This window comes from Paraglaciecola sp. L1A13 (assembly GCF_009796745.1).
Taxonomy (GTDB): Bacteria; Pseudomonadota; Gammaproteobacteria; order Enterobacterales; family Alteromonadaceae; genus Paraglaciecola.
Genome location: NZ_CP047024.1, coordinates 389,034 through 414,521, shown reverse-complemented (window position 1 = coordinate 414,521; position 25,488 = coordinate 389,034). Strand labels below are relative to the sequence as shown.

Genomic DNA, 25,488 nt, shown 5'->3' with positions numbered 1-25,488 from the left:
ATGTTCCCACAGATAAAAAAAATAAAATCCCGAGTATTAGCGAGTCAAGGATGCGAGCCCGTAGTGCAGTTTTACGATAGCGAGCAAAAAAGCTGGGATGAAGAGATTGTGCTCGATTTTAACCGCTCTGGCATGGCGATTTTCACCCTAGATACCGATGACAGCGCAGACCCTTATATCTTCTTCGGGGCACTGCAAAAAACCGAAGATGGCTGCAACCCAGATACTAATTGGGATTTTATGATAAATGGCGCCGGTAACATTATTTGCTTTAATAATGATTGCCAAAGCGCTCAAGATATCTCTGTTAGGCTGACCTTAATTCAGCGCGGTGACGATGAGTTTGCCAACGCCATTATCAGTGCCGATCCCATGATCAAAAACCGCCCAAGCTAATTTTATAAGGTGAAACCTACTACACATTAGCTTGGCTATATTCACTGACTACTGATGAATAAAACGCCTAGCTCTTTGTCAATGATCTATATAAGCGCTCTGCATGAGCGATTACATAGTAGATCTGCAACGGCGTTTGTGTATTGGCTCAATTTAAGATGTCACTACGCCAGTGCATTTAGTCTAAGTATTACCTTCACTAGGCAGAATTGTTGAAATATCTTTGTCGACGCATTCACTCAGTGGGGTCTTTGGGCTATCGTAGTGCAAAAGCAACGGCCAGATTACAGTCATGAACCTTCCAACTGAAAAGAAAAAGTGGTTAGCCGCGGCATTAACCATTATTAATGCTGATTTTAATCGCTCATCCGACACTCATTTAATCAAAGTCGACTTACCCTGTTTTGTTGACGTGTCGCTGTACCTCAAGGATGAATCCACCCACCCTACAGGAAGCCTCAAGCATCGCTTAGCGCGTTCGCTATTTTTATATGGTTTGTGCAACGGGCTAATTCATCAAAATACCACCATTGTTGAGTCTTCATCTGGCAGTACTGCCATTTCTGAAGCGTATTTTGCGCGTTTACTTGGCTTACGTTTTATTGCGGTGGTACCCAAAAGCACGGCGAGTGAGAAGATAAAACAAATTGAATTTTATGGCGGCGAGTGTTTTAAAGTTGAACCACAAGATCTGTACGCCAAGGCTCAGCAACTCGCCGACGAACTAAATGGCCACTACATGGACCAATTTACGTACGCAGAGCGAGCAACCGATTGGCGAGGCAATAGCAATATCGCTGAAAGTATTTTTGCCCAAATGGCGCTGGAATCCCATCAAATACCTAGCTGGATTGTAGTGAGTGCCGGCACCGGTGGCACCTCTGCCACCATAGGCCGCTATTTGCGTTATAACCCTGCATTGCATCTCAAAACCCAGCTAGCCGTAGTCGACCCAGACAATTCAGTGTTTTTCGATTACTACCGAGACCGTAATAGCGAAATCACCAACAAAAAAGGCTCACGCATCGAAGGTATAGGCCGTCCCCGCGTTGAACCCTCATTCTTACCCGACGTGGTTGATCATATGATTCAGGTACCGGATGCGGCGTCTATCGCGACCATTCGTTGGCTTGAGAAAATTCTTGGCCGAAAATGCGGTGGCTCAACCGGCACCAATGTTTATGGCGCCCTGCAACTTATCGCCCAGATGATAAAAAATAAGCAACAAGGCAGCGTAGTCAGCATGATCTGTGATTCTGGTGAACGCTACCTAAACAGCTATTACAACGATGAGTGGGTCACGCAGCAACAATTAGTATTAGCGCCTTATACTCAGCAACTAGAAAATTTTATGCTAACGGGGGAAATGTAGTACTTATAAGGGCGCTGGTGGTTCTGTCTAACGGCTATTAGCTTCCCCCTACCCTCATACGATGGTAACTCACAGTAACGACCGAAATTTTTATATGGCGGTTAGGGTAAAACAAGCAGTTAAAAAATGGCCCCTAGCAATTTTATTGATAGAGGCCATTTTTATTCGCACTACCGCTGAGGGCGATGACGCATTCGTTTATACTTCGTCACCGTCGTCGTTTAACGATACGACTTTGGTTTTGCTAATTTTATGGCGGTAAATTTCACGCAAGTATTTAATTGATTTTTTCACACTTTCCCGGGTCAAACGAATGTCATTGATCGAGACAAACTTGTCTTTCTCACGAATAAGTTCACGGTACTTTTTCTCGTACATGGGCTTGATAGCGTACCAGTTGGTATCGAGAATTTTCGCTGGGTTTTCGAACTCTTCTAGCATCAGGTCCAGCGCGGCTTCATCAAACACTTCGGCGCGAATAAATTCAAGCATAGCTTGATCAAGTTTTTCATCGAAACGGTAATTGTCTCGCGCGAAGCAGCGCTTGATATAGGCCACAATCAAGGTTAAAAAGTCATCACTCAAACAGGGGCTTTTTGCAATTAGCGTGGTCAGCGATATATTCGCCGAAGCACCAATAACCAATGCATAGCGTTTTAGCGTCGTGTTAGGGAATAACGCATTAAGGTGTGATTTTAAGCGATTTAAATCCATGTATGAAAGCTTGTAATCTTTTGGCAGTGAGATGATGGACACCACTGACGAGCAATTTTTAAAGAAATGCAGATCCTTTAAGTGCTTTGCATCATAACCACTTTTTAGATATTCACTTAATCGTTCTCTGTAGCGAGACGACTCAATGGGTAACAGACTTATTCCTTCGATGGCTTGTGTGATTTTATTGAAATGAGGTAAATCGATTGAGCGGAAGAACAAGTCATCGATATCTAAGTCATTCCCGCCCCTATCAAGAATTTTAATTCTATCTAGGTTCGAAACGTTTTCGACCGGTACGACCGACTCAGCATAAGCCAAAGCAACAGGCCCAGCTAAGCTCATAAACAAATCGTTGGCATCTAAGCGAATCGTTTCCCCTATATCAATGCCTGCACGGCGAAAATAATTTTCGTCATAATCAGTTGTGACCGCTTGTGCCGTTAGAATGTTGAATATTTGCTGAGAAATATACTGATTGGCGTGCTTTTCCATGGCGTTAACGTCTATATGCTGAATACCGCTGTCGTCAGTTTCTTCCGCATAACGCATAATATCGTTAGAGATCAGCATCATGGCATTCCAAGGGCGAATACGGTGCATGGCGCTAGCATCACTGCTGTCTTCTTTATCGAAGTTATAGGAGAAATCCCACTCTTCAGCCATATACTTACATAACAAACGACCTGCGTTGATATGTAAAGCTTCTGACATTTCAACACCATGGTCAGAAATATTGGGCAATATACAAATGCCACTGGTGAAAATCGGCTCAAAAACAAAAGAATGCCCGCGATTATCTTCGGTTTCACTGAGTACTCTGGTCTCAAATGTTTTGCTCATATAAGCGTACTGCTGAGCCAGACCAAATTCAGATGCCATACCTGAGCCAGTGCCGCCCCCCGCACTAAAGATATAAAAGTACAACCGAGATTGATTCGCTTTAATACCACATGAATCAATAAGATATGAGTGGATATTCTTCCACTCTTTGTTGGCAAAACGCTGGGTGTCTTTGTTGAGGATAATTCTGGCTAAGTACTGACCGAGAATAGGCGCATTACCTGCCCCACCAGCATGTACCTCAGACAAATCCATGATTTTCATCTTGGTGTATTCTTGTAGAAAACTGGCCTTTTCACCCTTGTTTGAAAAGCGTACGCGGCCCTCAATATCTTTATCAAGATCGCCCAACATGACCAAGGGTTCGATCAAAAATACCGGCTTTACATCTTGACCGCTCGACAAGTGTAAACCGCGCTTTATCCAGCGCATCGGACGATATTCTTGCTCTCGGGATTGGCGCTCTTCGTTTTCAAATTCATTCAGGTAAAAATTACGAGCGTTATACACCAGTGATGCCACATCAAGCGCGATATTAGAACCACAACGCCCTAAGCCAATTAAGCAAACTGACGGGAAGTTCTGTTGCTTACCCGCCTCAAGTTCATTATCAGGATTGTCTATGGGGAATACACTACTGCGAAGGGCATCAATGTTCGCTAGAATCTTTTCTAAATCTTGTTCAGTGAAGTACATATAACGTTCATTAGCGAAGGAAGTACTTGTTGAAGACGTAACGGCCTTGTCTATTTCAGTACTTTGCGGAGAGATTTCTTCAATTGTCGGCTCATCCTTCTCTATATTTGCGGTCATAGCGCACTTCCTGTTTCGGCAAGACTGGTCAGCCTTTGATTTAATTAGAATAAAAAGATTTTAAGTCGTTCTCTATATTTAAGTAGTCTGTCCATACTCAAATTGCAAGGCTACAGCAGATCCAATTATCTAACTGAAACAATACCTTATCACTACATTCGAGTGGCAGCTAAGGCTTCAATGTACCTTGACTCAACCTGCACTTAGTTATCCAATTTCATAACTAGGTATAAATTTCGCGTGTTCAAGCATTTAGCCTACCGAAAATAAAGTCATTAACCTGCCAAAGTTAACTCTTTCAGCCCATTAACTTTGCGCTAAATATCCTTATCAAAATAGCATTTATCATCAATATCCTAGTTATTCGATTTCAATAAATACAAAAAAACTTATTTTTTAATTATGAAAACCCCAATAAATTCATAACGTTAAAATCAGAAGGTTAGCGGAAGGTAATAAAGCAAGCATCTGTATAAAGTATTATCGTCGATTAACGCATCACTAACACATTGGGTCATCGGTAGGTAACAACAAACACCCTACCTTCGGCACAAAAGGAGCTAACATGAAAACGTTTCTACTATTACACATCGCTTTACTTTGCACTTTGGGTTACGTCAGCCAGAGCATCTTTTTCGATACCTTAGGGGATGTGGTGTTTACCATAGCCAGCGTAATATGCGTACCGATTGTCAGTGCCTATGCATTGAAATGCTATTTCAGCTTTTCCTCAATGCGTCACCGTAATCATAGAACTCTCTAAGCACATACCTATTGAGTCGTTATTGGTAGTCATAGCTAGAGAACTGCCTGATGTTGACATAAAGACGTTATCTTTACGCCAATGTATTTATGTCAACAAAAACTGCCCTCACGTTGAAATGAAGGCTGTTTACAGAAAAACAATTTGTGCGTCATGCACTCTTTGCGATTACCAAACGTTAATTAAAAACGTCGATGGGAACTTGCTTGTCCAATAACTGAGATTGTGACAAGAGATGTCCGTTGATCATCGTCATATTTATCTTCGTCGTATTGGCAATATTGTCTAAAGGACTGGCTTTCAAAAATACTATATCTGCTAGTTTCCCCGCTTCCAATGTCCCGGCATTTAGACCGAGCGTTTTTGCTGGCACTGCAGTAGCTGAGCGCAATGCTTGAAACGGCGTTAATCCAGCTTCAGAGACATAAAAGTCTATTTCCGCGTGCAGGTTTAGCGCCATCACTAAGTCTGTACCTGCTGTAACCGTTGTGCCTTTATCAAATAGCGCTTTTAAAGTAGTGGCCATTTTCTTGAGGGATGCTTGATACTCAGCAGGAAACTCCCGAGGATGCTTGATTCCATCTTGTGCCCAACTGGGATATAGGCTTAAACGCGGATCATTAACCAACTCAGGATTTCTAACTAGATAACCGTTAATCGCACCAAAAATAGTCGGTGTAATCACCTTATCGATGAGCTGTGTGGCATCATCAAATGCATGACCATGGATGTGTTTTAAGCTATATCCTCTACGGCTTGTCGCGCCTAAGTGCTCGATATTATCTACGCCAATAGCTGACGATGGATATACTTCATGTGAGGATACCGGTACTCCCATATCATGATGAGCGAAACCCACTACTTTTTTCTGCTGAGCATCAGGTAACCGTACGTAGCTTTTTAGGTGGTCATATTTTAACGCTTTTGCCCTAGCCAACTCCTTTTCTAAATGAGCGGGACCAGCGATCGCAATACCCATTTTGTAATACACGCGTTGCCATTCCATCAAATGTCCAGTAGTAAAGACTCTAGGCCCTACCCTAACACCCGCCTCACTGGCTTCTCTGTCTTCTACACCATGATAAGGTTGATTACCTAGGTCACGCACCGTAGTAACACCATAAGCTAACCAAGCTCGGTGTGCTGACTGACCCAAATCTTTTTGCGGATGCACATGACTTTCTATCATGCCAGGCATAGCAATAGAGTCTGATGCGTCAAAAAATTTGACGTTTTTATGATTGATAGGATCATGAGGAATAATTTCAGTAATGATATTTCCGTCAATAATAATATCCTTATCTTCTTGTATCTGGTCAGTCACACCATCAAATACCCCGCCCACATGGACGACCAAACGTTCTTTTGGCATATCAACGTTGTAGAGTAACGGCGTGGTCACATCTTGAATTTGACCGCTTCTGATATTAACGGTTTTAAGTTTATCTTCTGATTGAAATAATAAGGTTTCTGAATCGCCTCCCCAACTGGGTGAATGCGCAATTTCATTAGTTATACTTCTTGGCGGACCTAAAGGCTCCCCTTTTAGAGATACAGGCCAAACGTGCAACGTACCACCATAGATAGCTGCCATACTCTTCCCATCTGGTGACCAAACAGGCCCCGCCCCTCCTCGGGTATCAATGGATAAGTTAGGCACCGGCGAATACCATTGTGCCTCTTGAGAACCATCAGCTGCTACGACATAGACCTGATTAGTGCCTTCGCGAAAACTGTGCGAAAAAGACAAGGTACCCGCAATAGCAATACGTTGGCTATCCGCAGACCACGTTGGCCGACCGGGTTGTTTTAATGTCGGTGTAAGCTCAGTCACTTCGCCGCTATCAACATTCACAACTGCGAGACCTGCGACTCCCCACATTCCATCAACGTTCAGATAAGCGATACGTTTACCATCCGGTGACCAAACAGCTTCTAGGGGCTGTGTTGTAATATTTGTTAACTGGCGTTCCTTACCCGTGGCAACCTCACGGATCCATAACTGCATCATATCGCCGCCTTGATCCGATGAATATACCAAAAACTTGCCGTCGGGCGACCAAGCAGGATCCGCTTGCATATAGTGATTCTGAGTTAGATTTTTCGGCTCTTGCCCTATTGTCATTAGGTATAAATTACCTAAGGCCACAAATGCTACCTGTTTACCATCAGGTGAAAGTGACGGGCGCATAATACCGACGGCTTCTTTTTTCTCTACTGTGCTAAAATCACGTACCGTTCTCTCATAGTCTTCTTTAGCAGAAACCAGTTGAGCGCTAAATGGGATAGTATCAATTGTTTTACTTTTCAGAGCACCATGTTTAATTTCGCCTTCTGCGACATAATAAAACTGTCCATTGTCAGTCCAACTGGCTTGAAAAGGAAAAACATCATCTTCACCGCTAATGATCTTACCATCGACTAAAAGCTGTAATTTCTCTCCATCACTTCGACCGTAAGCTAACACACCCGATGGGCTCCAAGACGGTTGGCTAATAATTGTCTCGTCAGATAAAATAATACGTTCACTTTTAGACGTTATATCAGTGCTCCAAAGGCCATACTGATTATCCCGCATGCTTGTGTAGGTTACTTCTTTGCCATTAGCGGTCCATGTTGGCATCCGATTTTCGTACTCGTCGTCGGTGATTGCGGTTAGGTCTCCAGTAGCAATATCTAATGTCCAGATGTCGTAGCTTGCATAACTGCCTTTGCGATCTGAAGAGAAGGCCAGTTTGCTGCCGTCGGGAGAAAATACCGGCTCCCTGTCGTCAAAGGGTCCCCATGTTAATTGCTGACGATTACTGCCATCTGGCGCGATCGACCAAATATCGTACCCTCCATCAATAAACGCAAAATACACCAGTGTTTTACCATCCGGAGACCACGTTGGCTGATGAGCGTCGTCAAACACGTCAGTTATCTTAGTTGCTTTTCCACCTTTACTCGGTAAAACCCAGAGACTGCCCTGTAAATCGATGGCTAACCATTCGCCATCAGGCGATACGGCTACGGACATTGCCGTGCCTTGATCAACGGTAATATTTTTATATGTAAAAACAGGCTTACTTGTTTCGTTTGCCACAACACTGTTGATATTGCCCAAGAATAGCCCGGCTAATACCACTTTAGAGATAATTTGTTTCATTTGATGCTCTATTTTAAAATGCAGAAAAGTGCTTACTGTTAACCAGTAAGCACTGAAAAAGCTTAAAATTTCTTTTCAATACTCGCGTAAAAATAACGAGAATAAGGTAAATACAAGCTAGCTAAATAATTGCCCGATGCGTTTAAGGGAGGCTCTTTATCAAAGAGATTTCTCACTCCTACCTCGGCGATAATGCCACCTAAAATCGATTCATCGAATTGATACTGAGCCGATGTATTCCAAGTTGTTACAGAAGGAACTTCAAAATCTAGACCACTGGCATATTTACCGTCGAGCACACTCCCTGTGTACTGAGCAGATAAACGATAAACAAAGTCTTCATAGCGCCAAATAAATCTGCTGCTCGCTTTCCATTCGGGCTTCGCTCCGTTTTGGCCGACTTCATCAGCCGTACCGATAACGATATAGCTATCAAGTAGACCGGCATCTTGAGCAGCTTTCGCATTTTGCATTTCTTGCGTTAAAGCTTGTTTGAAGTTCAATAACTTAGATGCAGCAAAATTAAACGAAAATGAGCCATATTGCGTTTTCGTCGAACTCCAATCCACACTAAAGTCTAATCCGCGCGCCTCTAGAGAATTAAGGTTAGAGTAATCAGTTTGGACGTATTGGATTTCACCAACGGGCTCTAAACCTGTACCAGCAAATCGAGCAATATCATCGCTGCTGGGATCAGCTCTAAACACTCTTGAATCTGAGGAATCTTGAATAGTACGAAGATATAAGTCATTTATGATGACATCGAGAGTGGGCGTCACACCTATTTGATCTTCGATTTGAATGCGCCACGCGTCGACTGTTAGCTTCACGCTTCCCCAGTCATCTGGCAAAAACTGCGGCGTGAATACCGCGCCAATCGAGACGTTTTCGGATGTTTCAGGCTTCAGTTGGTCATTACCTTTCATATGCCACGTTACCGCATAAGAATCCGTACATTCAGCATAGCTGTTTATTTGCTCAGATCTCAACGCAGCCTCACAATAGATATAATCAGGGAAAGTAAGGTAACGAGCCATCTCGCCAGCATTTAGTACTTCAAGATTAGGCGCTTTAAACCCCTCTGACCAAGAGCCTCTAAACATAAGGTCATCTGTTACTGTCCACGCTAATGCAACTTTAGGTGTAGAGATGTCGCCTACATCACTGTAACTTTCATAACGTGCCGCTAACTGCATATCTAACGACTGTATTAGTGGGATATTAAAATCTTCTGCGATAAGCGGCACAGCAAACTCTAAATAAGCAGTTTTAACATTTCGGCTTCCATATGAGTCTGGCGTAGGGCTACTGCCAGCCAAGTCACTGTCATAAACGGTACCTGTATACCAGTCAGTATAAGGAGCCGAGCCATCGACGAGTGGGTCTCGGTCATCTTTGAGTGACTCATACCGCACCTCAATACCGGCAGCAAAACCAACCTCGCCTGCAGGTAAATTAAAGATATCAGACTTATTAACCTTAAAATCCCAAGAAGCTAACTCTGAAGTACTTTCTCGTTTTGTCCATGCGGTAAAGGAATCGATAATATCCTGTGAATTAACCGTGTCATCCCCATAACTAGTGGAAGTAAGGGAACCTCCAGCAAAGGGATTATATGCGTCAGCGGTAGTACCAGAGAGTGCATCTACAATTTTCGACACACTGTAGCCTTCAGACTTGTCTATCGATTTACCTTGGGAGTACAACACCGCCGATTCCCATTCAAAATCGTTATTAGTCCAACCTTTCAAACCGACTAAGAATCGCGTCTGCATGTTGTCTACATCCACCCCTCTGACACCCCCATCGGCAAATCTATAATTACGCAATTGCACCGCAGTCCCTTCTTCAGAGACATTATTTAGATTAACAAGGCGATTAGGGTTAGTCGTGCCGTCCGCTAAATACATTGCTCCTAGAGGATTATAATAAGCATCAGCAGGAATATAGACGGGTTGATTAACCGAGAACAATCCAGATCCGGTGACGTATTCGGTTTTTGCTTTATATAGCGATAACTCTCCGAATAGCTCTAAATCAGCCATCAATTGATAAGTAAAATTGGTAAAGATGTTCATACGATCGACTTTGGGAGTCAGGTAGGTATTTTCTTTTGATGCATCATATTTATAATCATCAGACGCAGAGCCTGAAGCAAAACAAACACCACCTGAAGATTCAGTAGCGCAATTCTGTGAGTCACTCAATTCAGTGTGAAAGTAGCCTGCTGTACTGCTGATGGCATTACCATTTTGAAAAATCTGACCGTTTGGAGAGACAAAATTTCCCCACGGAGTATAGGTGCTTCGCAGGTCAAGAGCGGCGGTTCCTTCAAGATCAGTACCGTTTAAAAATCCTCTATGGTCACTGGTTGCCGTATACCATTGATCAGAAGTATATTGCGGTTCTCTATGAGACAAATTGTACATCATAGAAACATTGCCTCTACCGCTATCAAAATCCGTCCCCCAATAGCCCGTTAAGTCGGTATCTGAGCGATTAGTACCGGGGGCGGCGCCGTATTTCAGTTTTATGCCAGCGCCGTTAATCTCCTTATTGGTCACTATATTGACTACACCCGCAATGGCGTCAGAGCCATAAATTGCCGCAGCGCCATCTAACAACACTTCAACTCGGTCAAGGCCGTACATAGGAATGGCATTTGTATTGAAAGTAGTTGTAGACATACTGTTATCTACTGTTGATGTAGTTGGGTGAATAACCGAACGGCGACCATTAATTAACAATAATGTGTTAGAAGCACCTAAGTTTTTAAGATTAAGAGAGCCGGTATCTCCTCGAGCCGCGTTACTACTGCCTGGTATCCATGACTCATTCCAGGTCATATCCCCCATCTGAGGCATACTTCTAACCAGTTCATTACCGTCCCCAGCACCGATGGCATCAATTGCATCTTGATCGAATACCGCGACCGGCAGCGCGGCCTCAGTACGCAAATTACCAATCTTAGAACCAACGACCGCAATTCTTTCTACTTTCGCCTCTTTATCGCTAATGAGGTTAGTATTTGTAGACTCATTCTGGCCTGTCTCTACTGACATCCTCGTCTGGCTGTTGGACGCCAGTTGGGACTTTCCCAATGGTTTACTACCATCGAGTTCAGAAATAGCGACCGTGTCATCACCAATAATCGTATAGGTGAGCCCAGTATTACTTAGTAATGCACTGAGAGCTTCAGAGCTCATTTTCTGACCCATCACGCCTTGTATATTGACCCCTTCAATAATGTTTGTTTGAACGGCTAGTTGCACACCTGATTGCTTTGAAAATGCTAATAATGCTGCATCCAATGATTGCGCTGGAATATTAAACTCGATGGATTTATTTAATTCGTTAGCATCAACTGTGAACATCAAGGAAGGAATTAAGACTGAGAGTGCTATAGAGAGCTTCCTATTGAATTTCCCTTTATTTAGTTGTCGCATGTGATTTTCCACCATTTTAATTATTTTTGATTTATAGGTTCAGTAGCTGTCATTTAACTTTAATAAATGACAGCTACCGACTAAGACGGAAAAACAAACAAGAACGGAACTTAAAACTTTAATTAACAGAACTATTTTTTATTCTGGTGGTATCAGTGACCAATACAATGTCACCATTATTATGACTTAAAACCTTTATTGGAAATGCCTGCGAAATACTGTCTAACCAGTTTTCTATACGGTCGGTATACACCGTTCCCGAATAAGCTTGGTTGCCAACCTGTTCGTCACCGATTCTAATGGGATGCTCTGAATAACGATTGATATCTTCAACAACAAACTTCAGCTTCTCAGTTAAGTACTGCAAGCTTCCTTCTCTCCAAGATGTAACAGTCTTCGAATTTGCTGGTTCAACCTCAGAAATCGTATCGTCGTTATACGTCAGTTGCTGTTCAGCAAGTAAAAATGTATTCGTATTACCGTACTTCTTTTTAAACGCTTTAATAATCCTAGGGACTGAGGATGGCTTGGATTTAGGTTCAACTAATACTTTGCCTTCAGCCACAGTTACTACCACTCGTTCAGACTGGCGCATAATGTTAAACTCAGTACCTACAGCAGTAACTGTGCGACTACCCGAACCCACTACAAAAGGTCGATTAGGATCTTTAGCTACGTCGAAGTAAGCCTCGCCTCGTTCTAAAAGTACTTTTCTTTGCTCTTCACTATATGCGACTGAAATCAAACTTTGGGCACCCAGCGTAATGACTGAACCATCATCGAGCTCTATTCGTTCATGCTGGCCAGATGCCGTTTCATGTACTGATACGGCAATATCACTTTCGCCCAAGTTAGGCATGTGAGCGCTTAGTAAAACGAATAAAGCAAATGCCATGACTGATAAGGCAAATGAGGGTAAGAGATTTTTTTTAGCCGGTAATTTAAAATCTAAGAAAATCCTATACCATTTTCGCCAACCCCTTTGATTCAAACGCCACTGCTGGACACTAATGTCACCATCATAGTCATCATCTAACAACTCATTATCGTCTGGCCAATCAATCTCTTTCGCTTGAGTGGTCAATTGCATAAGCTGTTCAACTTTCTCAAATGCTTGCGTATTCTCCTCACTGGCTTGTAGCCAAGAAAGCCAATCGACTATGGCCTGCTCAGTAACTTCTGGATCCTTAATGGTGTAGTACCATAGTGTTGCCTCATGCAGGGGCTCTAAGGTTTTTTCATCTTTCACTGACCACCTCCGGTCGCTTCTTCCAAACGCATTTGACAATGTTCGGTTGCGCGAACCAGATACTTTCTGACCATTCGGTCTGACAACCGCATTAACTGAGCAATTTCATTAGTCGTCATATCGTGATAACGACTTAACATGAATACTTTGCGACATTTAGCTGGCAGCTCATTCACAAATCCATTCATCAATCTCATTTTTTCATTTACTAAAGCGACATGTTCTTCCGAAGGAGCTTCTTCTTTAAAAAATGTCATTGGCCGATACCGACTAGCCCGTTGCGCAGAGCGCAAATGATCCACTGCTAAATTCGACGCAGTCTTAAAAAGATAAGCACGTAAGTAGCTAATTGCTCCCGGTTTATCCAGATCAAGTAACCTAACATAGGCTTCTTGTGCAACTTCATGGGCATCTGAGTCCGATGGTAAACGCGCGCGTAAAAAACGTAACAGAGTATCGTTATGTTGATTAAATAAATCCGTAATTAATGCCCGCTGAGCTTCACTCAGATCGTTATCTTCTACATAAATTCGGAGATCACGGTTGTTAATATGTTGTGCAACTGACACCGTTTGTCTCCTTTTTAGTCGTATCCTATATGCCCTAACGCTTAAGACGCTAAAAACGGAACCTTAAAACAAAATTAAATTTATATTTTTTTTATTAGCACTATATCCGATGACCTAAAAATGTTCTTAAGTAATTGTTTAATATTGATTTTTATATAATAAATGTGAAATGTGACAAGTATTAAAAATATTACACATAATGCGCAATATTAATACGGGACGAAATATTGTCTTTTAACTGCACCGCACTTTATAGCTACTTCAAATAAGAACATGACATTGCACTTTTGAATCATTGTGCCGGTGATTCTGTGCGCCAATCTATAGCAATTTTAGCCTTGAGATTTTCTACCGCTACAGCATGACCGTTTTCGTAAAGCTTGAAAGCATAAAAAACAACCTGCCCGAACCAATCTAAAAACAAAATAAAAACCTACAAATCAATAACTTAAAAAAGGAAGGTTAGCAGAAGGTATTAGAGACTTTAGTTTAATAAAGTGTTTGCCATCAAACATCAGCGTGACAACGCAAAACAAGGAAGAACGATGTCAAACTCAAAAAAATCGAACGATAAAACGCCTAAAATATCTTCATTGCTAGATACTTTTTCGGTCCCTTTATTAAATGAAAAGATGACGGCGTTTAGCAGAATGGCGAACGTAATAGCTGAGGCTATTTTTATCGTAGATAGAGATGGCGTAATTGAAATGATAAACCCGCTTGCGGCAAAATTTTTCGGTGCACCACAAGAATCTCTTGTAGGACAAAAATGGTTTACCTTTCTTCACGAACGTTATCGAGAACAATATGAATATTTATTTTTGAATTGGCAACGCAATCCCGATTTAGCCTTAAATCATGGCCCCAAGGAAGTACTTATTACGCGCTGTGATAGTACATGGTTGGAAGCCGATTTATCTGTATCTTGCCTGCCTACATCGATTACGCATTCCGCACCATTGTTTGTGGGCGTTATCCACAACTTATCTAAACACAAATCAGAGTACAGCGAACTACGCAGATTGGCATCCACTGATCACTTAACTGGCTTAGCCAATCGCCACAACCTTGAAAAAAAATTAGAGAAAAGTTGGCTCGAGTGCCTCAACAATACCCAACCCATAAGCTTAATTTTGATTGATGTGGATTATTTCAAATTATTTAACGATCAGTTTGGCCACGTCAATGGAGATAAATGCTTACAGAGGATTGCTAAGACGATACAAGACTGCCTTCCCGCCAATGACAGCTTAGCAGCACGCTATGGCGGAGAAGAATTTGCCGTAATTCTGCCGCGCTTTAAAAGCGCCAGTGCTGACATTGTTGCTAAAGACATTCAACAACAGATTAATACCCTTACTTTTAGCGATTTGGGCTTACCTGCAAATTTCAGGGTCAGTGTCAGTCAAGGCATTGCTACTGAGTTCGGCGGGCAGTTTCGTACCACTGAAGCCTTAATTTGTGCCGCTGACACCGCCTTATATCGCGCTAAAGCCGATGGCCGAAATAGAATTAGCATCAGCCTTTAATATCACCAGGAGGCTCGGCTACAGTAAAGGCGCGCCTAAAAAGTGACAACATAATTAAGCACAACATGACCACAAACGCGCTAATGCTGAATAGCCCCTGGGGCGGCAGGTATTCAACTGCCACCCCAGTAGCAAACCCGGCCAGCAGCATTCCCATGGCAAATGCGTTTTGATACAGCGTTGCGGCAAAAGTGGGTTCGCTAGGCAGTAAACGTTGTAATAAATTCACGCCTAGCCCTGCCATAATTCCGTACATGATGGCTTTTAGAATTTGCAGTAAAAATAAATATGACGTGTTTTGACTAACAGGCAACAGCACAAAGAAAGTAATACCGACAAGGCTCGCGACAATAAATAGCTGATGGTACGAGAAACGAGAAAGTAAACTAGGGCAGCGCATAATTAAGCTAATTTCAACGATCGCTGCGCTCATAAAAAGCCCCCCAACCAGACTAACAGACAGTCCTTCCTCAACAAAATAGACTGGCAACAGATGTTGATACAAATTAATGGCAAAACTGAGTAACGTGAAAAGCAGTATTGGTGGCCATAAGTATGCGTAGTCCATAATGCCATTGACCGTTTTAGTGGGTGGGTAAACCAGATCGCCTGACTTTACTTCGCAAGCCTGCCTATGCAGTTCGGCGCAACTATTCAAATCTACCGCTATAGCGTTGTCAGAGACAGGCAAATAACAAAACAACAGAGCGAGTAGTATTAACACCGCCCCAAGGGCATAAAAAAACACGTTAAACCCGAGGTGTTCAGTCATATAAAATGCCACACTTGGGCACACTACCCACGCAGCGCTGATTGTTGCCATTAACCGCGCATTTACCGTGGTCATTTGTTCTTCTGGAAAATATCGAAACGCCAATCCCATTAATAGCGACGTTGATGCATGAAACGGGGCAAACAGGGTTATCATGATAAGCGCAGCAAACAGATAATTTTGCGTGCTACTTAAAAGCCATACTGCGCAACTGGCCATCAGGCTGGTACCCAGCAGCCAAATCTTGTGTCCGCCGAGACGCTCCACAATTCTAGAAATAACAGTAGCGTAAAAAATACTGCTAAGGGAATATCCGCCCAACAACACACTCAGTTGCGCAGAGTTTGCACCGAGATACCGGTATGCATACAAAGACATGACAGGGATAAAGCACGCCATAACGCAGGCGTTAATAAAGCCGATTAAATAGTAAGGGCTATACCTGTACATAAAGTTTACGCCGTATTTCACCACGGATGAATCGACTTCCTTCTGAATTGCATAAAATTAGCTATTTTTAGATCTTTTTCACTGCCCTAACCTATTACATCTTCAATATAACAAAATGGTTTATGGAATATTGGGCCTTCACAAGTAAGATATTGTTTTTTAAGACTTTTACTTACTCTCCCAACTTAATCAAAACTATCACTACAATGACAAATATGGCATATAAGTAAAAAATTAAACTAAATCAGTTATAAAACGTAAAAGATATATAACATTTAGTACCAATCTAAGCTATTTGCATTGAATACTAATGTAATAAAACACAAGGTTACTAGGTCTCTAAGCACAGAATCATTTATAAGGGAAAAATTATGTCGACTTTACCGCACAGCTTGTTTGTTAGTGCAAGCTTAGCGATGGCTTTTAGTGCCGGCGGCCAAGAGCAAGACAACAGTGTCGAACATGTTACTGTTACCGGCTCAGCGCTACCTACTTTGATCATGTCCCCCAAAAATGCGGTGATCGACGGTCCATTCGGTAAAGATAAAAGCTTAACGGACATTGCTCGTACTCTGACCTCGATTTCAAGCGACATGTTAGAGCAGTTGTCCATTGACGACCTACAGGACGTACTAACTTTAGTCCCGAACACGTACTCAGCCAGTGGCTTTGGCGCACCGAGTTTACCTACCATTCGAGGCCAGTTAGGAGAACTCTTTCAGCAAGGTATGCGCCGACAAGCCGGTAATAACGGTTTCGGTATCCCACTGTCATTTAACAGTGTAGGCCAAATAGACGTCGTAAAAGGTGCACCGTCAGTAATACTCGGTACCACACAACGCAACGGTGGCTTCGTCAATTTAAACAACAAAGTCGCCACTTTGTCAGGTACCGATATAAAACTGCAAGCCAGTGCCGGTAGTTGGCAGCATTATCGCGGGCAAGTTGATGTAAATACCGCTATAGATGAAGGTAAAAGTGGTATTCGAGTCAGTGCAGAATACATAGACAACGACAGTTATTACGATTTTAGCGAATATCAGAGTAAAGACTTATTTGTTGCTTATCGCTTATTACCCGACGATAAATCTAGTTGGGATATCAGTTTTGAATACTTCGATGTCGATTTTACTGATAATGCAGGGATCAATCGCCCTACACAAAATCTTATCGATAATGGCTTGTACATCACAGGTCAAGGCGTGCAGCCTAATGGGTCTCAAGTACCGGGGGCATTTGCAGTCGTCTCACCTACGGGTGAAGTTCACATTCCTCGCAATAGGGTGCTAACCGACCCAGACACCATTAACAACGCTCAAACTTACGTTTTGCATAGTACCTATGAGCGCCAGCTAAGTTCTGTACACAGCCTAACCAATCGTAGTTACTTTCAGTATCTAGACCGCGAAGAAATTGCCCCAAATAGCTTTGTTGAAATTATTGATGGTGCCAAAACGGTACAAAACCGTATAGAAATTAATTCAAATTGGAGCGCCGACCAGCAAACCACATGGGGTTTGGATCTGCGTTACAACGATGTATTAGGCTACAGCCAATTCACCACTGAAGCAGACTTACCCATTGATCTACTTGGCAGTGTAGAGCAGCGCCGTATTCCATTAACCAATGCACAACAAGCTCGTTTGGTTGAACTTCGCCCAGGTGTTTTCGTATCACCCGGTGCAAACTACGATGTGGACGGTGATGGCACTAACGACTTTTCGTTGTCTGATACCACTGACTCCACTGCATGGCAAACAGGTTTATTCGCCGAACAGGACAGTGACTGGAGTAACAGATTCAGTACCACAGTCGGTTTGCGCGCGGACCATTACGATGTAACAGCCCGCGATGCTCTGGCTCCACAAGGTCAAATAGCGGCCCAAGACAGCTTTAGTAAATGGTTGTACGCTGGCTCAGCCAGTGCTCGTTTTAAAATTAACAGCGATATTGTTACCTATGCGACTTATAGTTACAGCGAAGCAACGTCTAACAGTATGGGAGGCGGCACGGTACTAGGTGCAGACAATAAAATAAGCCCCCTCAATTTTGCCACAGAAAATGAACTTTACGAGCTGGGCATAAAGTACTCACCTGCAAATACCCCTTGGTATGCTGATGCCTCAGTATTTGAACAAACTCGCAGCTTACGTAACCGTGACGGCAGCAACACAGGCATCATCGCCAAAGGTTTTGAAGCCCAAATGTTTTATCAAGGCGACGCCTTGTGGGCTAATCTAGGGTACAGCTATCTAGATGCGCGTTATGACGACTCAGCCAGTGCTCAAGATTCACAGCAAGTCGCCGATGCCTTTGATAACTCCCGCCCTGATATTATTCAAGGTACCGGTATAGGTGCACCTAATTTTGCAGGCTTTGCAGCCTCAAATCAACGTGTACAGGGCATACCACAACAGACTGTTTCTGCCAGTGCAGGTTATCAAATATTAGATAACTGGGACGTTTCGGGCTCGGCTATTTACAGTAAAAGTTACCCGCTCGATTATTTAGCCACAGTGTTAATACGCGACCAGATTACGATTAATGCCAACACCAATGTGACGCTATCAGAGCAATCAAGCTTACGCTTGGAAGTACACAATCTAACAAATGAAAAAAATTGGCGTCCCGTTTTTGAAGGCGGCTATTTCGGTTCAACCTTGGTTTTTCCTGAACTCCCACGAAATGTTCAGTTAACCTATACCTACAATTTTAAGGCCTAAATTAGACATGAATAGTAAACGTACAATATTAGTCGTTATTATCGCTGCGCTTATCGCCAGCTTTTTTATATTCGATTTAAATCAGTATCTCACCCTTGAGAGTTTAAAGAGCAACCAACAAGACCTCGCTGAATATATCAATGCAAATTGGTTAGTCGCATTTATCGGTTACCTTGTCATTTATGCTGTCGCCACCGCCCTAAGTGTGCCAGGGGCAGCTATTTTAACCCTGGGTGCAGGTGCATTGTTTGGCTTCGGTTGGGGTTTATTACTCGCTTCCTTCGCCTCAAGTATAGGTGCGACATTGGCCTTCTTAGCATCGCGCTTCTTACTGCGTGATTGGGTAAAAAGCACCTTCTCAAAGAAACTTGATTCCATTGATAAAGGGATCGAAAAAGACGGCGCGTTTTATTTACTTAGCTTGCGTCTTGTTCCTATATTCCCTTTCTTTATCATAAACTTAGTTATGGGCGTAACGGGCATTAAAACGTGGACTTACTACTGGGTTAGCCAAGTAGGTATGCTGATTGGCACCGCGGTTTTCGTCAATGCGGGTACCCAATTGGTAGAAATAAACCAATTATCAGACATCGTTTCAACTGATCTTATCCTATCGTTTGTATTGTTGGGTATATTCCCTATTTTAGCCAAGTTCATTCTTAGTGCTTTGCAACAACGTCGGGTATATAAAGGCTGGAAGAAACCTAAAAAATTCGACCGTAATCTTGTTGTTATCGGTGCAGGCTCAGCAGGTTTAGTAACAGCCTATATAGCAGCAGCCATTAAATCATCTGTAACCTTAGTTGAACGTCACAAGATGGGCGGCGACTGTTTAAACACAGGTTGCGTACCGTCCAAAAGCTTATTACACGCCAGTAAACTCGCCCACATTCACCACACATCGCAAAATGCAGGTGTGACTTATGAAGCGCCAAAGATAGATTTTGAAGCCGTGATGAACAAAGTTCATAACGTTATTAAGTCTATCGAACCCCATGATTCTGTTGAGCGTTACGAATCCCTTGGTGTAAAAGTAGCTATTGGTAGCGCGACCATAGTGTCGCCTTGGCAAGTGGACATTCAAACCGAAGATGGGGTGCAATCACTCACCACTCGCAATATCGTAATTGCCACCGGTGCCCGCGCATTTGTGCCTGACATTCCAGGTTTAAAAGACATCGATTATTTGACTGCTGACAACCTTTGGGAAATTACTGAGCAGCCTAAACGCCTAATCGTACTGGGTGGTGGGCCGATTGGTTGTGAATTATCTCAAGCGTTCGGTCGTTTAGGTACGCACGTCACCCAAATTGAACGCGGTGATCAGGTACTGAGCAAAGAAGATCCAGATGCAGCTAAGCACTTACAAATTCAGCTGGAAAAGGATGGTATCGACTTACGCCTCAATACCAGTGCGATGGCGGTCGAAAGCACCAGTGAAGGCAATGTGTTATTGGTTGAGTTTGAAGGTAAAGAAGAACGCATACCTTTCGATAAAATCCTAGTGGCCGTCGGCCGTCAAGCTAACCTAACCGGTTTTGGTTTAGAAAAATTAGGTATTGAGACTGATCGTACCGTCATTACCAATGAATTTTTACAAACCAAATATCCGAATATCTTAGCGGCCGGTGATGTAGCAGGCCCTTATCAGTTTACCCATACTGCCAGTCATCAGGCTTGGTATGCTGCGGTAAATGCGTTATTCAGACCGTTTAAAATATTTAAAGTTGATTACAGTGTTATTCCTTGGGCAACCTTTGCTGAGCCAGAAATAGCGACAGTGGGTTTGAACGAGAGCTCTGCTAAACAACAAGGTATTGAAGTAGAAGTCACCCGTTACGACATTGGTGGACTCGACCGAGCTTTGGCTGATGATCACGCGCGTGGTTTTGTTAAAGTGTTAACCAAACCCGGTACAGATAAAATTCTAGGGGCCACTATCGTAGGAGCCAATGCAGGCGAACTATTGGCTGAATTCGTATTAGCCATGAAGCACGGCCTTGGCTTAAACAAAATACTGGGCACCATTCATATTTATCCGACTATGGCTGAAGCTAATAAAAACGTAGCTGGGAACTGGAAAAAAGACCATGCACCGCAAAAAGTGCTAGCCTTTCTTGAACGCTTCCATACATGGCGCCGTAAGTAGCATATTAGGTAAACAGGACATGCTCATTTGAGTGTGCCTTCGACTGTTTAGTAAATGCCGAAGCTATTGATAGAACGATAGCTTCGATTTTGCTTATTTATATTCAAATGAACGATTTTTTATACGAGGAATAGCATGAATACGTCACATAGTATCTCGAAATGGTTAGCGCGTTACACTGCCACCTTTAGCGCTCTCATTTTGCTGTCGCTCGCAGCTAAGCTGCATGCAGCTGACTTTGATCACAGTTATGCTGGCTTTGACCAACTGTTAAAAGAGGTTGTTCAGGTTTCAAAAGACAATAAACAAACTCGAGTCGACTACCAAAAACTTGCCATGCAAAAGGAGACGTTAAACACCCTGCTGAGCGCATATTCCAACGTCACAAAAAGTCAGTACGATACTTGGAGCAAAACCCAAGAACTAAGTTTTTTGATCAATGCATACAATGGCTTTACGTTAAAACTCATCGTGGATAACTGGCAAGAATTCACCGCAGACGCTGAATCTATCCGTGATTTAGGCAGTTTATTCACTACCCCGTGGGAAAAAAAGTTTTTCACACTCTTTGGTAAAAAGCATAATTTAGACGATATCGAGCACAACATGGTACGCAAATGGTTCAAAGAACCTCGTATTCATGCCGCTTTGGTTTGTGCTGCTGTTTCCTGCCCTCCCCTTCGAAATGAAGCCTTTGTCGCCGACCAACTGGTACAACAGCTCGATAACCAAATGCAGTTATTTTTAGCTGATAATAGCCGAAACGAAATACTAGTTGATGGTCAAGCTTCATTATCTTCGATTTTCAAATGGTATCGGGGTGATTTTGAAAAAGGCGACCAGGGCTTTAATTCGTTGTTCGATTTATTGAGTGCCTACAGCGATGCATTAGTGGAAGGTGACAACAATCCACAGGTGCAGCGCGCGTTAATTCAAAGTGGCGATTACCCCATCATATTTAAAGATTACGACTGGCGTTTAAATGATGTGGCTAACTTCTAAATCGTTGCGCTTTTTTAGCAACCTAAAACGCTTAAATCAGTTAGCGGCTTCGATTGTATTAACAGCTGTATCTATTTTGGCAGTATTGCCTGGCGTAAACGCACAGCAAGTGCTAGATACACCAATCATCCAGCTTGAGAGCAGCTCACAATGGCAGCAAACCTTGGCTGAAGCTAAGGGCGAAACGGTGTATTTTTATGCATGGGGCGGCTCAAAGCCAGTTAACGATTATTTACGCTGGGCAGCACGAGAAATCGCCAGTCGCTACAATGTACGCCTACGCCATGTAAAAGTAGCGGATATTAGTGAAGCCGTTAGTCGTTTAAAAGCGGAAGATGGCAGTAAAAGTGCTATAGACCTACTATGGGTAAATGGCGAAAATTTCAGTTATCTAAAAGAACAACATCTGTTACTTGGCAACCTTTGGTCATCAATCCCTAATAGCGCATTACTCGCCATACAAAAATTGCCCCTACAAAACGATTTCGGTGTGCCAATAGAGGGCTTTGAAGTGCCTTGGGGAGTTGGCCAATTCAATATAATTGCTGACGAGAGTTTATTTTCTCATACTGGGTCTAAGCAAAACACAGTGACGCCAAGCAGCATATTGGCAGTCGCTACGCAAAATCCTGGGCGCGTTAGCTATCCTCGCCCGCCTGAGTTTCATGGCACTACTTTTTTAAAACAGCTATTGGTTGCTCTAAGTAACAAAGACCAACGTCTCTTTTCTGCTGCAACGCCTCAAGCCCAAGAAGATCTGTTGCCCTTGTTATGGAATTACCTTGATCAACTTCACCCGCTCAGCTGGCAACAAGGTAATGCATTCCCAAGCTCAAATACCGAGCAGCTATCATTATTTCAGCAAAAGCAATTTGTGATGACTGTCAGTTTTAACCCGAACGAAATAGAGAAAGAAAAAAGTGAAAAACGCATTCCTGCCACCTCACACCGTCTGTATTTCGCTCAAGGGGCTATCACCAATAGCCACAACTTAGCCATACCCAAAGCAGCACAAAACTCAGCCGGCGCTAAGGTCGTGATTCATTTTCTATTAAGTGAACTGGCACAAAAGCAAAAACTTAATGGTAGTTGGGGTGATCCGAGCGTTATTACCCCCTTGTTAGATGAAGCTTCAACTTTACCTGCGCAACAAGAACTGCATAGTTCATGGCAACAAGTTATCGAAGATAAATGGCAACAAAAATACGGCGCCTAACGCTTAGTACGGGCTGGCTAATTGTTGCACTTGTAGCAGGCCTGCCCTTATTTGGCGTAATAGTCGGGTTATGGCCATCTGTTCCTATCTCGGGGGCTGATGTAATACGTTTCTTTGCGTACAACGGATTGACGTTATCCATCACCAACACTTTATTCATTTCTTTGGCTGCCCCACTTTTAGCGCTGTACGTAGCCTTTATGGTTTATAGCCAATATCGTTTTAATCCACGCTGGCAAACATTAGAAAAACGACTTGCTCCGTTGTTATCGCTGCCTCATTTAGCCGTTGCGTTAGGTTTAGTGTATTTGTTTAGTTCAGGTGGCATGGTGTTCAATGCTCTTTGGGGATTATTCGGTCAAGCTGCTCCTGACTGGTTGGGGTTACCACGAAAAAGCCTTTTAACTATGGTATTGGCAATCAGCATAAAAGAAGTCCCGTTTTTTCTGCTGATATTAAGCGCACTAGGCCGCCAACTCGCCATCAAAGACTGGTTACTGCAAGGCAAGGCCCTAGGTTATACCGAGAGGGCAAGTTGGTGGCTATTAATTTTCCCCATTATGCTTAAGCAGTCGCGTTTAGCATTGCTCGCCGCAATGGCCTATACCTTATCGGTACTGGATCTTAGCTTACTTATCGGGCCAAATATTCCACAACTTTACGCTGTCGTGCTTTACAACTGGCAAACAGGTTTTACCACCTATGAACAAGCAAATGCATTTCTGGGCAATCTGGTTTTACTGGTTATGCTTGGCTTATTGATATTCAGTATCTATGTGCATGAATGGTTTGCTGTAATGCGTTTACGCACTAACGCAATTATGGCCAACCCGTTTAGAATTGCTCGCATAAGCCAGATATTTACAGCATGGTTAAGTTTTTTCAGCCTGTTAACAGTGGCTATCTTAGCAACCTTTTTGCTCTGGTCTATGGGCTGGAATAGTCAAAGTACCCTGAGTACTGCTAACTGGTCATTTGTCCTTTGGCAAGATGAATGGTTCTTTATGCAAAGGCCACTGCTAAATAGCCTAAACATTGCATTTTTTAGCAGTATTTTAGGCGTTGCTGTCACCCTACTCGCCTTAGAACTGCAGCAACAAACTAAACGTAAGCTACCCGATTATATTTGGTTAATGGCTATATTGTTGCCGCAACTGAGTATGGTGTACGGTTGGCAAGTTGCCCATACAGGTTTATCAGGTAGCTACAGTACTGGTTGGATCATTCTGTCTCATTTGCCCTTCACGTTTGCTTATAGCTACTTAGTATTACGAGGACCTTTTCAAAGCCTGAACCGACACTACGAATTGGTTGCTGCAAGTTTTGGTTACACCTATTGGCAACGTTGGTGGCGAATACGCTTCATGTTGTTGCGCCCTGCACTACTAAGTGCTTTGGCTATCGCATTTTCCGTTAGTGTTGCGCAATATATTCCCACACTTATGATTGGTGCTGGACGAGTCACCACCATTACCACAGAAGCGGTAGCTATCGCCTCTGGCAACGAGCAAAGCATTACAGCAGTCTACATAATCGTGCAAGCCGCCCTTCCTTTTATTGCTTTTTTAATTGCCAGCATACTGGCCCAACGTATTCGAGGAAGTTTTGATGCTGAGCATCCGTAATTGTCATATTCAGACCGATAGTGGTCGCATTGCGCTACCTGATATCAACTTAAAAAGCGGCGAATTGCTCGTCCTGACAGGACCAAGCGGCATGGGTAAGTCAACGCTTCTGCATTGGATATTAGGTGATGAAATTCTTCATGCCGATATTAGCGGTGATATTACTCTGAATGACATTCCACTTAACGGCCTTAACATCGAAAAACGTCGTATCGGCTTACTTATGCAAGACGTGCATCTATTCCCCCATTTGAACGTGTTAGACAACATCTGTTTTGCTTTACCTTATTCCTTAACAGGAGCGAACGGTAAAAAACTGAACAAAAGCCAGCGCCGTGACGTAGCAACTAGCATGTTAGATAATATTGATATGGGCTATGTTGCCCAGCACTATTCTGACCAACTTAGTGGCGGCGAGCGTTCTCGAGTAGGCTTGATAAGAGCATTGGCTAACCAGCCCAAGGCATTATTGATGGACGAACCTTTCGCTGCGCTTGATCCAAGCACCGGAGCACTCGTTAGTCAGTGGGCTTTTAAACAGCTACAAGAGCGAGGAGTGCCCAGCATCATGGTTAGCCACGACATAAACAATATACCACCCCAAGCTCAACACTTGGATTTAGCCACCTATTATCACAGTATAAAGTGAAGTTATAAGCAGGCGCATGTTCGGTAGTGAAACCTGTAAGCAGGTGAAAATACTCTAATT

The 25,488-nt window shown here is 43.0% G+C and carries 16 protein-coding genes; 10 read left to right on the top strand and 6 right to left on the bottom strand.

Translation table 11 applies throughout. The features are described 5' to 3' along the window. Positions 1-396 (top strand): DP-EP family protein, encoded by a 396-nt coding sequence (locus GQR89_RS01680; protein ID WP_158768450.1) that lies wholly within the window; start codon positions 1-3, stop codon positions 394-396. A gap of 292 nt (positions 397-688) precedes the next feature. Continuing rightward, entirely contained in the window at positions 689-1,768 is a 1,080-nt protein-coding gene (locus tag GQR89_RS01675) for a PLP-dependent cysteine synthase family protein (protein WP_158768449.1), read from the top strand. A 198-nt stretch (positions 1,769-1,966) separates the two neighbouring features. Here GQR89_RS01675 and GQR89_RS01670 read toward each other — a convergent pair whose 3' ends face one another. Next, a complete protein-coding gene (locus GQR89_RS01670; RefSeq protein WP_158768448.1) occupies positions 1,967-4,138 on the bottom strand; it encodes a hypothetical protein in 2,172 nt (723 codons plus the stop codon). Between the two features lie 565 nt (positions 4,139-4,703). Here GQR89_RS01670 and GQR89_RS01665 point away from each other — a divergent pair. After that, positions 4,704-4,901, top strand: a complete 198-nt coding sequence (locus GQR89_RS01665) for a hypothetical protein (protein ID WP_158768447.1) — start codon at positions 4,704-4,706, stop codon at positions 4,899-4,901. 178 nt (positions 4,902-5,079) lie between these two features. On the opposite strand, the gene GQR89_RS01660 is transcribed toward GQR89_RS01665, so the two are convergent. From GQR89_RS01660 to GQR89_RS01645, 4 genes are all read right to left on the bottom strand, one after another. Next, positions 5,080-8,049, bottom strand: coding sequence for an amidohydrolase family protein (locus tag GQR89_RS01660; RefSeq protein WP_158768446.1), 2,970 nt, complete (start codon positions 8,047-8,049; stop codon positions 5,080-5,082). A gap of 62 nt (positions 8,050-8,111) precedes the next feature. Next, positions 8,112-11,495 carry a TonB-dependent receptor gene (locus GQR89_RS01655; RefSeq protein ID WP_158768445.1) on the bottom strand — a complete coding sequence of 1,128 codons (3,384 nt, stop codon included), beginning with the start codon at positions 11,493-11,495 and terminating at the stop codon, positions 8,112-8,114. Between the two features lie 118 nt (positions 11,496-11,613). Beyond that, positions 11,614-12,744: a FecR family protein gene (locus GQR89_RS01650; RefSeq protein ID WP_158768444.1), complete on the bottom strand. Its 1,131-nt coding sequence runs from the start codon at positions 12,742-12,744 to the stop codon at positions 11,614-11,616. Continuing rightward, positions 12,741-13,313: an RNA polymerase sigma factor gene (locus tag GQR89_RS01645; RefSeq protein WP_158768443.1), complete on the bottom strand. Its 573-nt coding sequence runs from the start codon at positions 13,311-13,313 to the stop codon at positions 12,741-12,743. Before GQR89_RS01645 ends, GQR89_RS01650 begins: the two co-directional genes overlap by 4 nt. A gap of 545 nt (positions 13,314-13,858) precedes the next feature. Here GQR89_RS01645 and GQR89_RS01640 point away from each other — a divergent pair. Continuing rightward, complete coding sequence (locus GQR89_RS01640) at positions 13,859-14,842, top strand: GGDEF domain-containing protein (RefSeq protein ID WP_158768442.1); 984 nt, start codon at positions 13,859-13,861, stop codon at positions 14,840-14,842. Here the strand turns inward: GQR89_RS01640 and GQR89_RS01635 are convergent. Next, positions 14,832-16,064: an MFS transporter gene (locus GQR89_RS01635; RefSeq protein ID WP_158768441.1), complete on the bottom strand. Its 1,233-nt coding sequence runs from the start codon at positions 16,062-16,064 to the stop codon at positions 14,832-14,834. The genes GQR89_RS01640 and GQR89_RS01635 overlap by 11 nt on opposite strands. 371 nt (positions 16,065-16,435) lie before the next feature. Here GQR89_RS01635 and GQR89_RS01630 point away from each other — a divergent pair, with 371 nt between their 5' ends. From GQR89_RS01630 to GQR89_RS01605, 6 genes are all read left to right on the top strand, one after another. Further along, entirely contained in the window at positions 16,436-18,787 is a 2,352-nt protein-coding gene (locus tag GQR89_RS01630) for a TonB-dependent siderophore receptor (protein ID WP_158768440.1), read from the top strand. Positions 18,788-18,794: 7 nt separating this feature from the next. After that, positions 18,795-20,936: an FAD-dependent oxidoreductase gene (locus GQR89_RS01625; RefSeq protein WP_158768439.1), complete on the top strand. Its 2,142-nt coding sequence runs from the start codon at positions 18,795-18,797 to the stop codon at positions 20,934-20,936. 135 nt (positions 20,937-21,071) lie between these two features. Beyond that, positions 21,072-21,938: a DUF547 domain-containing protein gene (locus GQR89_RS01620; RefSeq protein WP_158768438.1), complete on the top strand. Its 867-nt coding sequence runs from the start codon at positions 21,072-21,074 to the stop codon at positions 21,936-21,938. Beyond that, positions 21,922-23,154, top strand: coding sequence for an ABC transporter substrate-binding protein (locus GQR89_RS01615; protein WP_158772098.1), 1,233 nt, complete (start codon positions 21,922-21,924; stop codon positions 23,152-23,154). Before GQR89_RS01620 ends, GQR89_RS01615 begins: the two co-directional genes overlap by 17 nt. After that, positions 23,130-24,779: an ABC transporter permease gene (locus GQR89_RS01610; RefSeq protein WP_158768437.1), complete on the top strand. Its 1,650-nt coding sequence runs from the start codon at positions 23,130-23,132 to the stop codon at positions 24,777-24,779. The genes GQR89_RS01615 and GQR89_RS01610 overlap by 25 nt, the downstream gene beginning before the upstream one ends. After that, entirely contained in the window at positions 24,763-25,428 is a 666-nt protein-coding gene (locus GQR89_RS01605) for an ATP-binding cassette domain-containing protein (RefSeq protein ID WP_158768436.1), read from the top strand. Before GQR89_RS01610 ends, GQR89_RS01605 begins: the two co-directional genes overlap by 17 nt. The last annotated feature ends 60 nt before the right edge of the window (positions 25,429-25,488 follow it).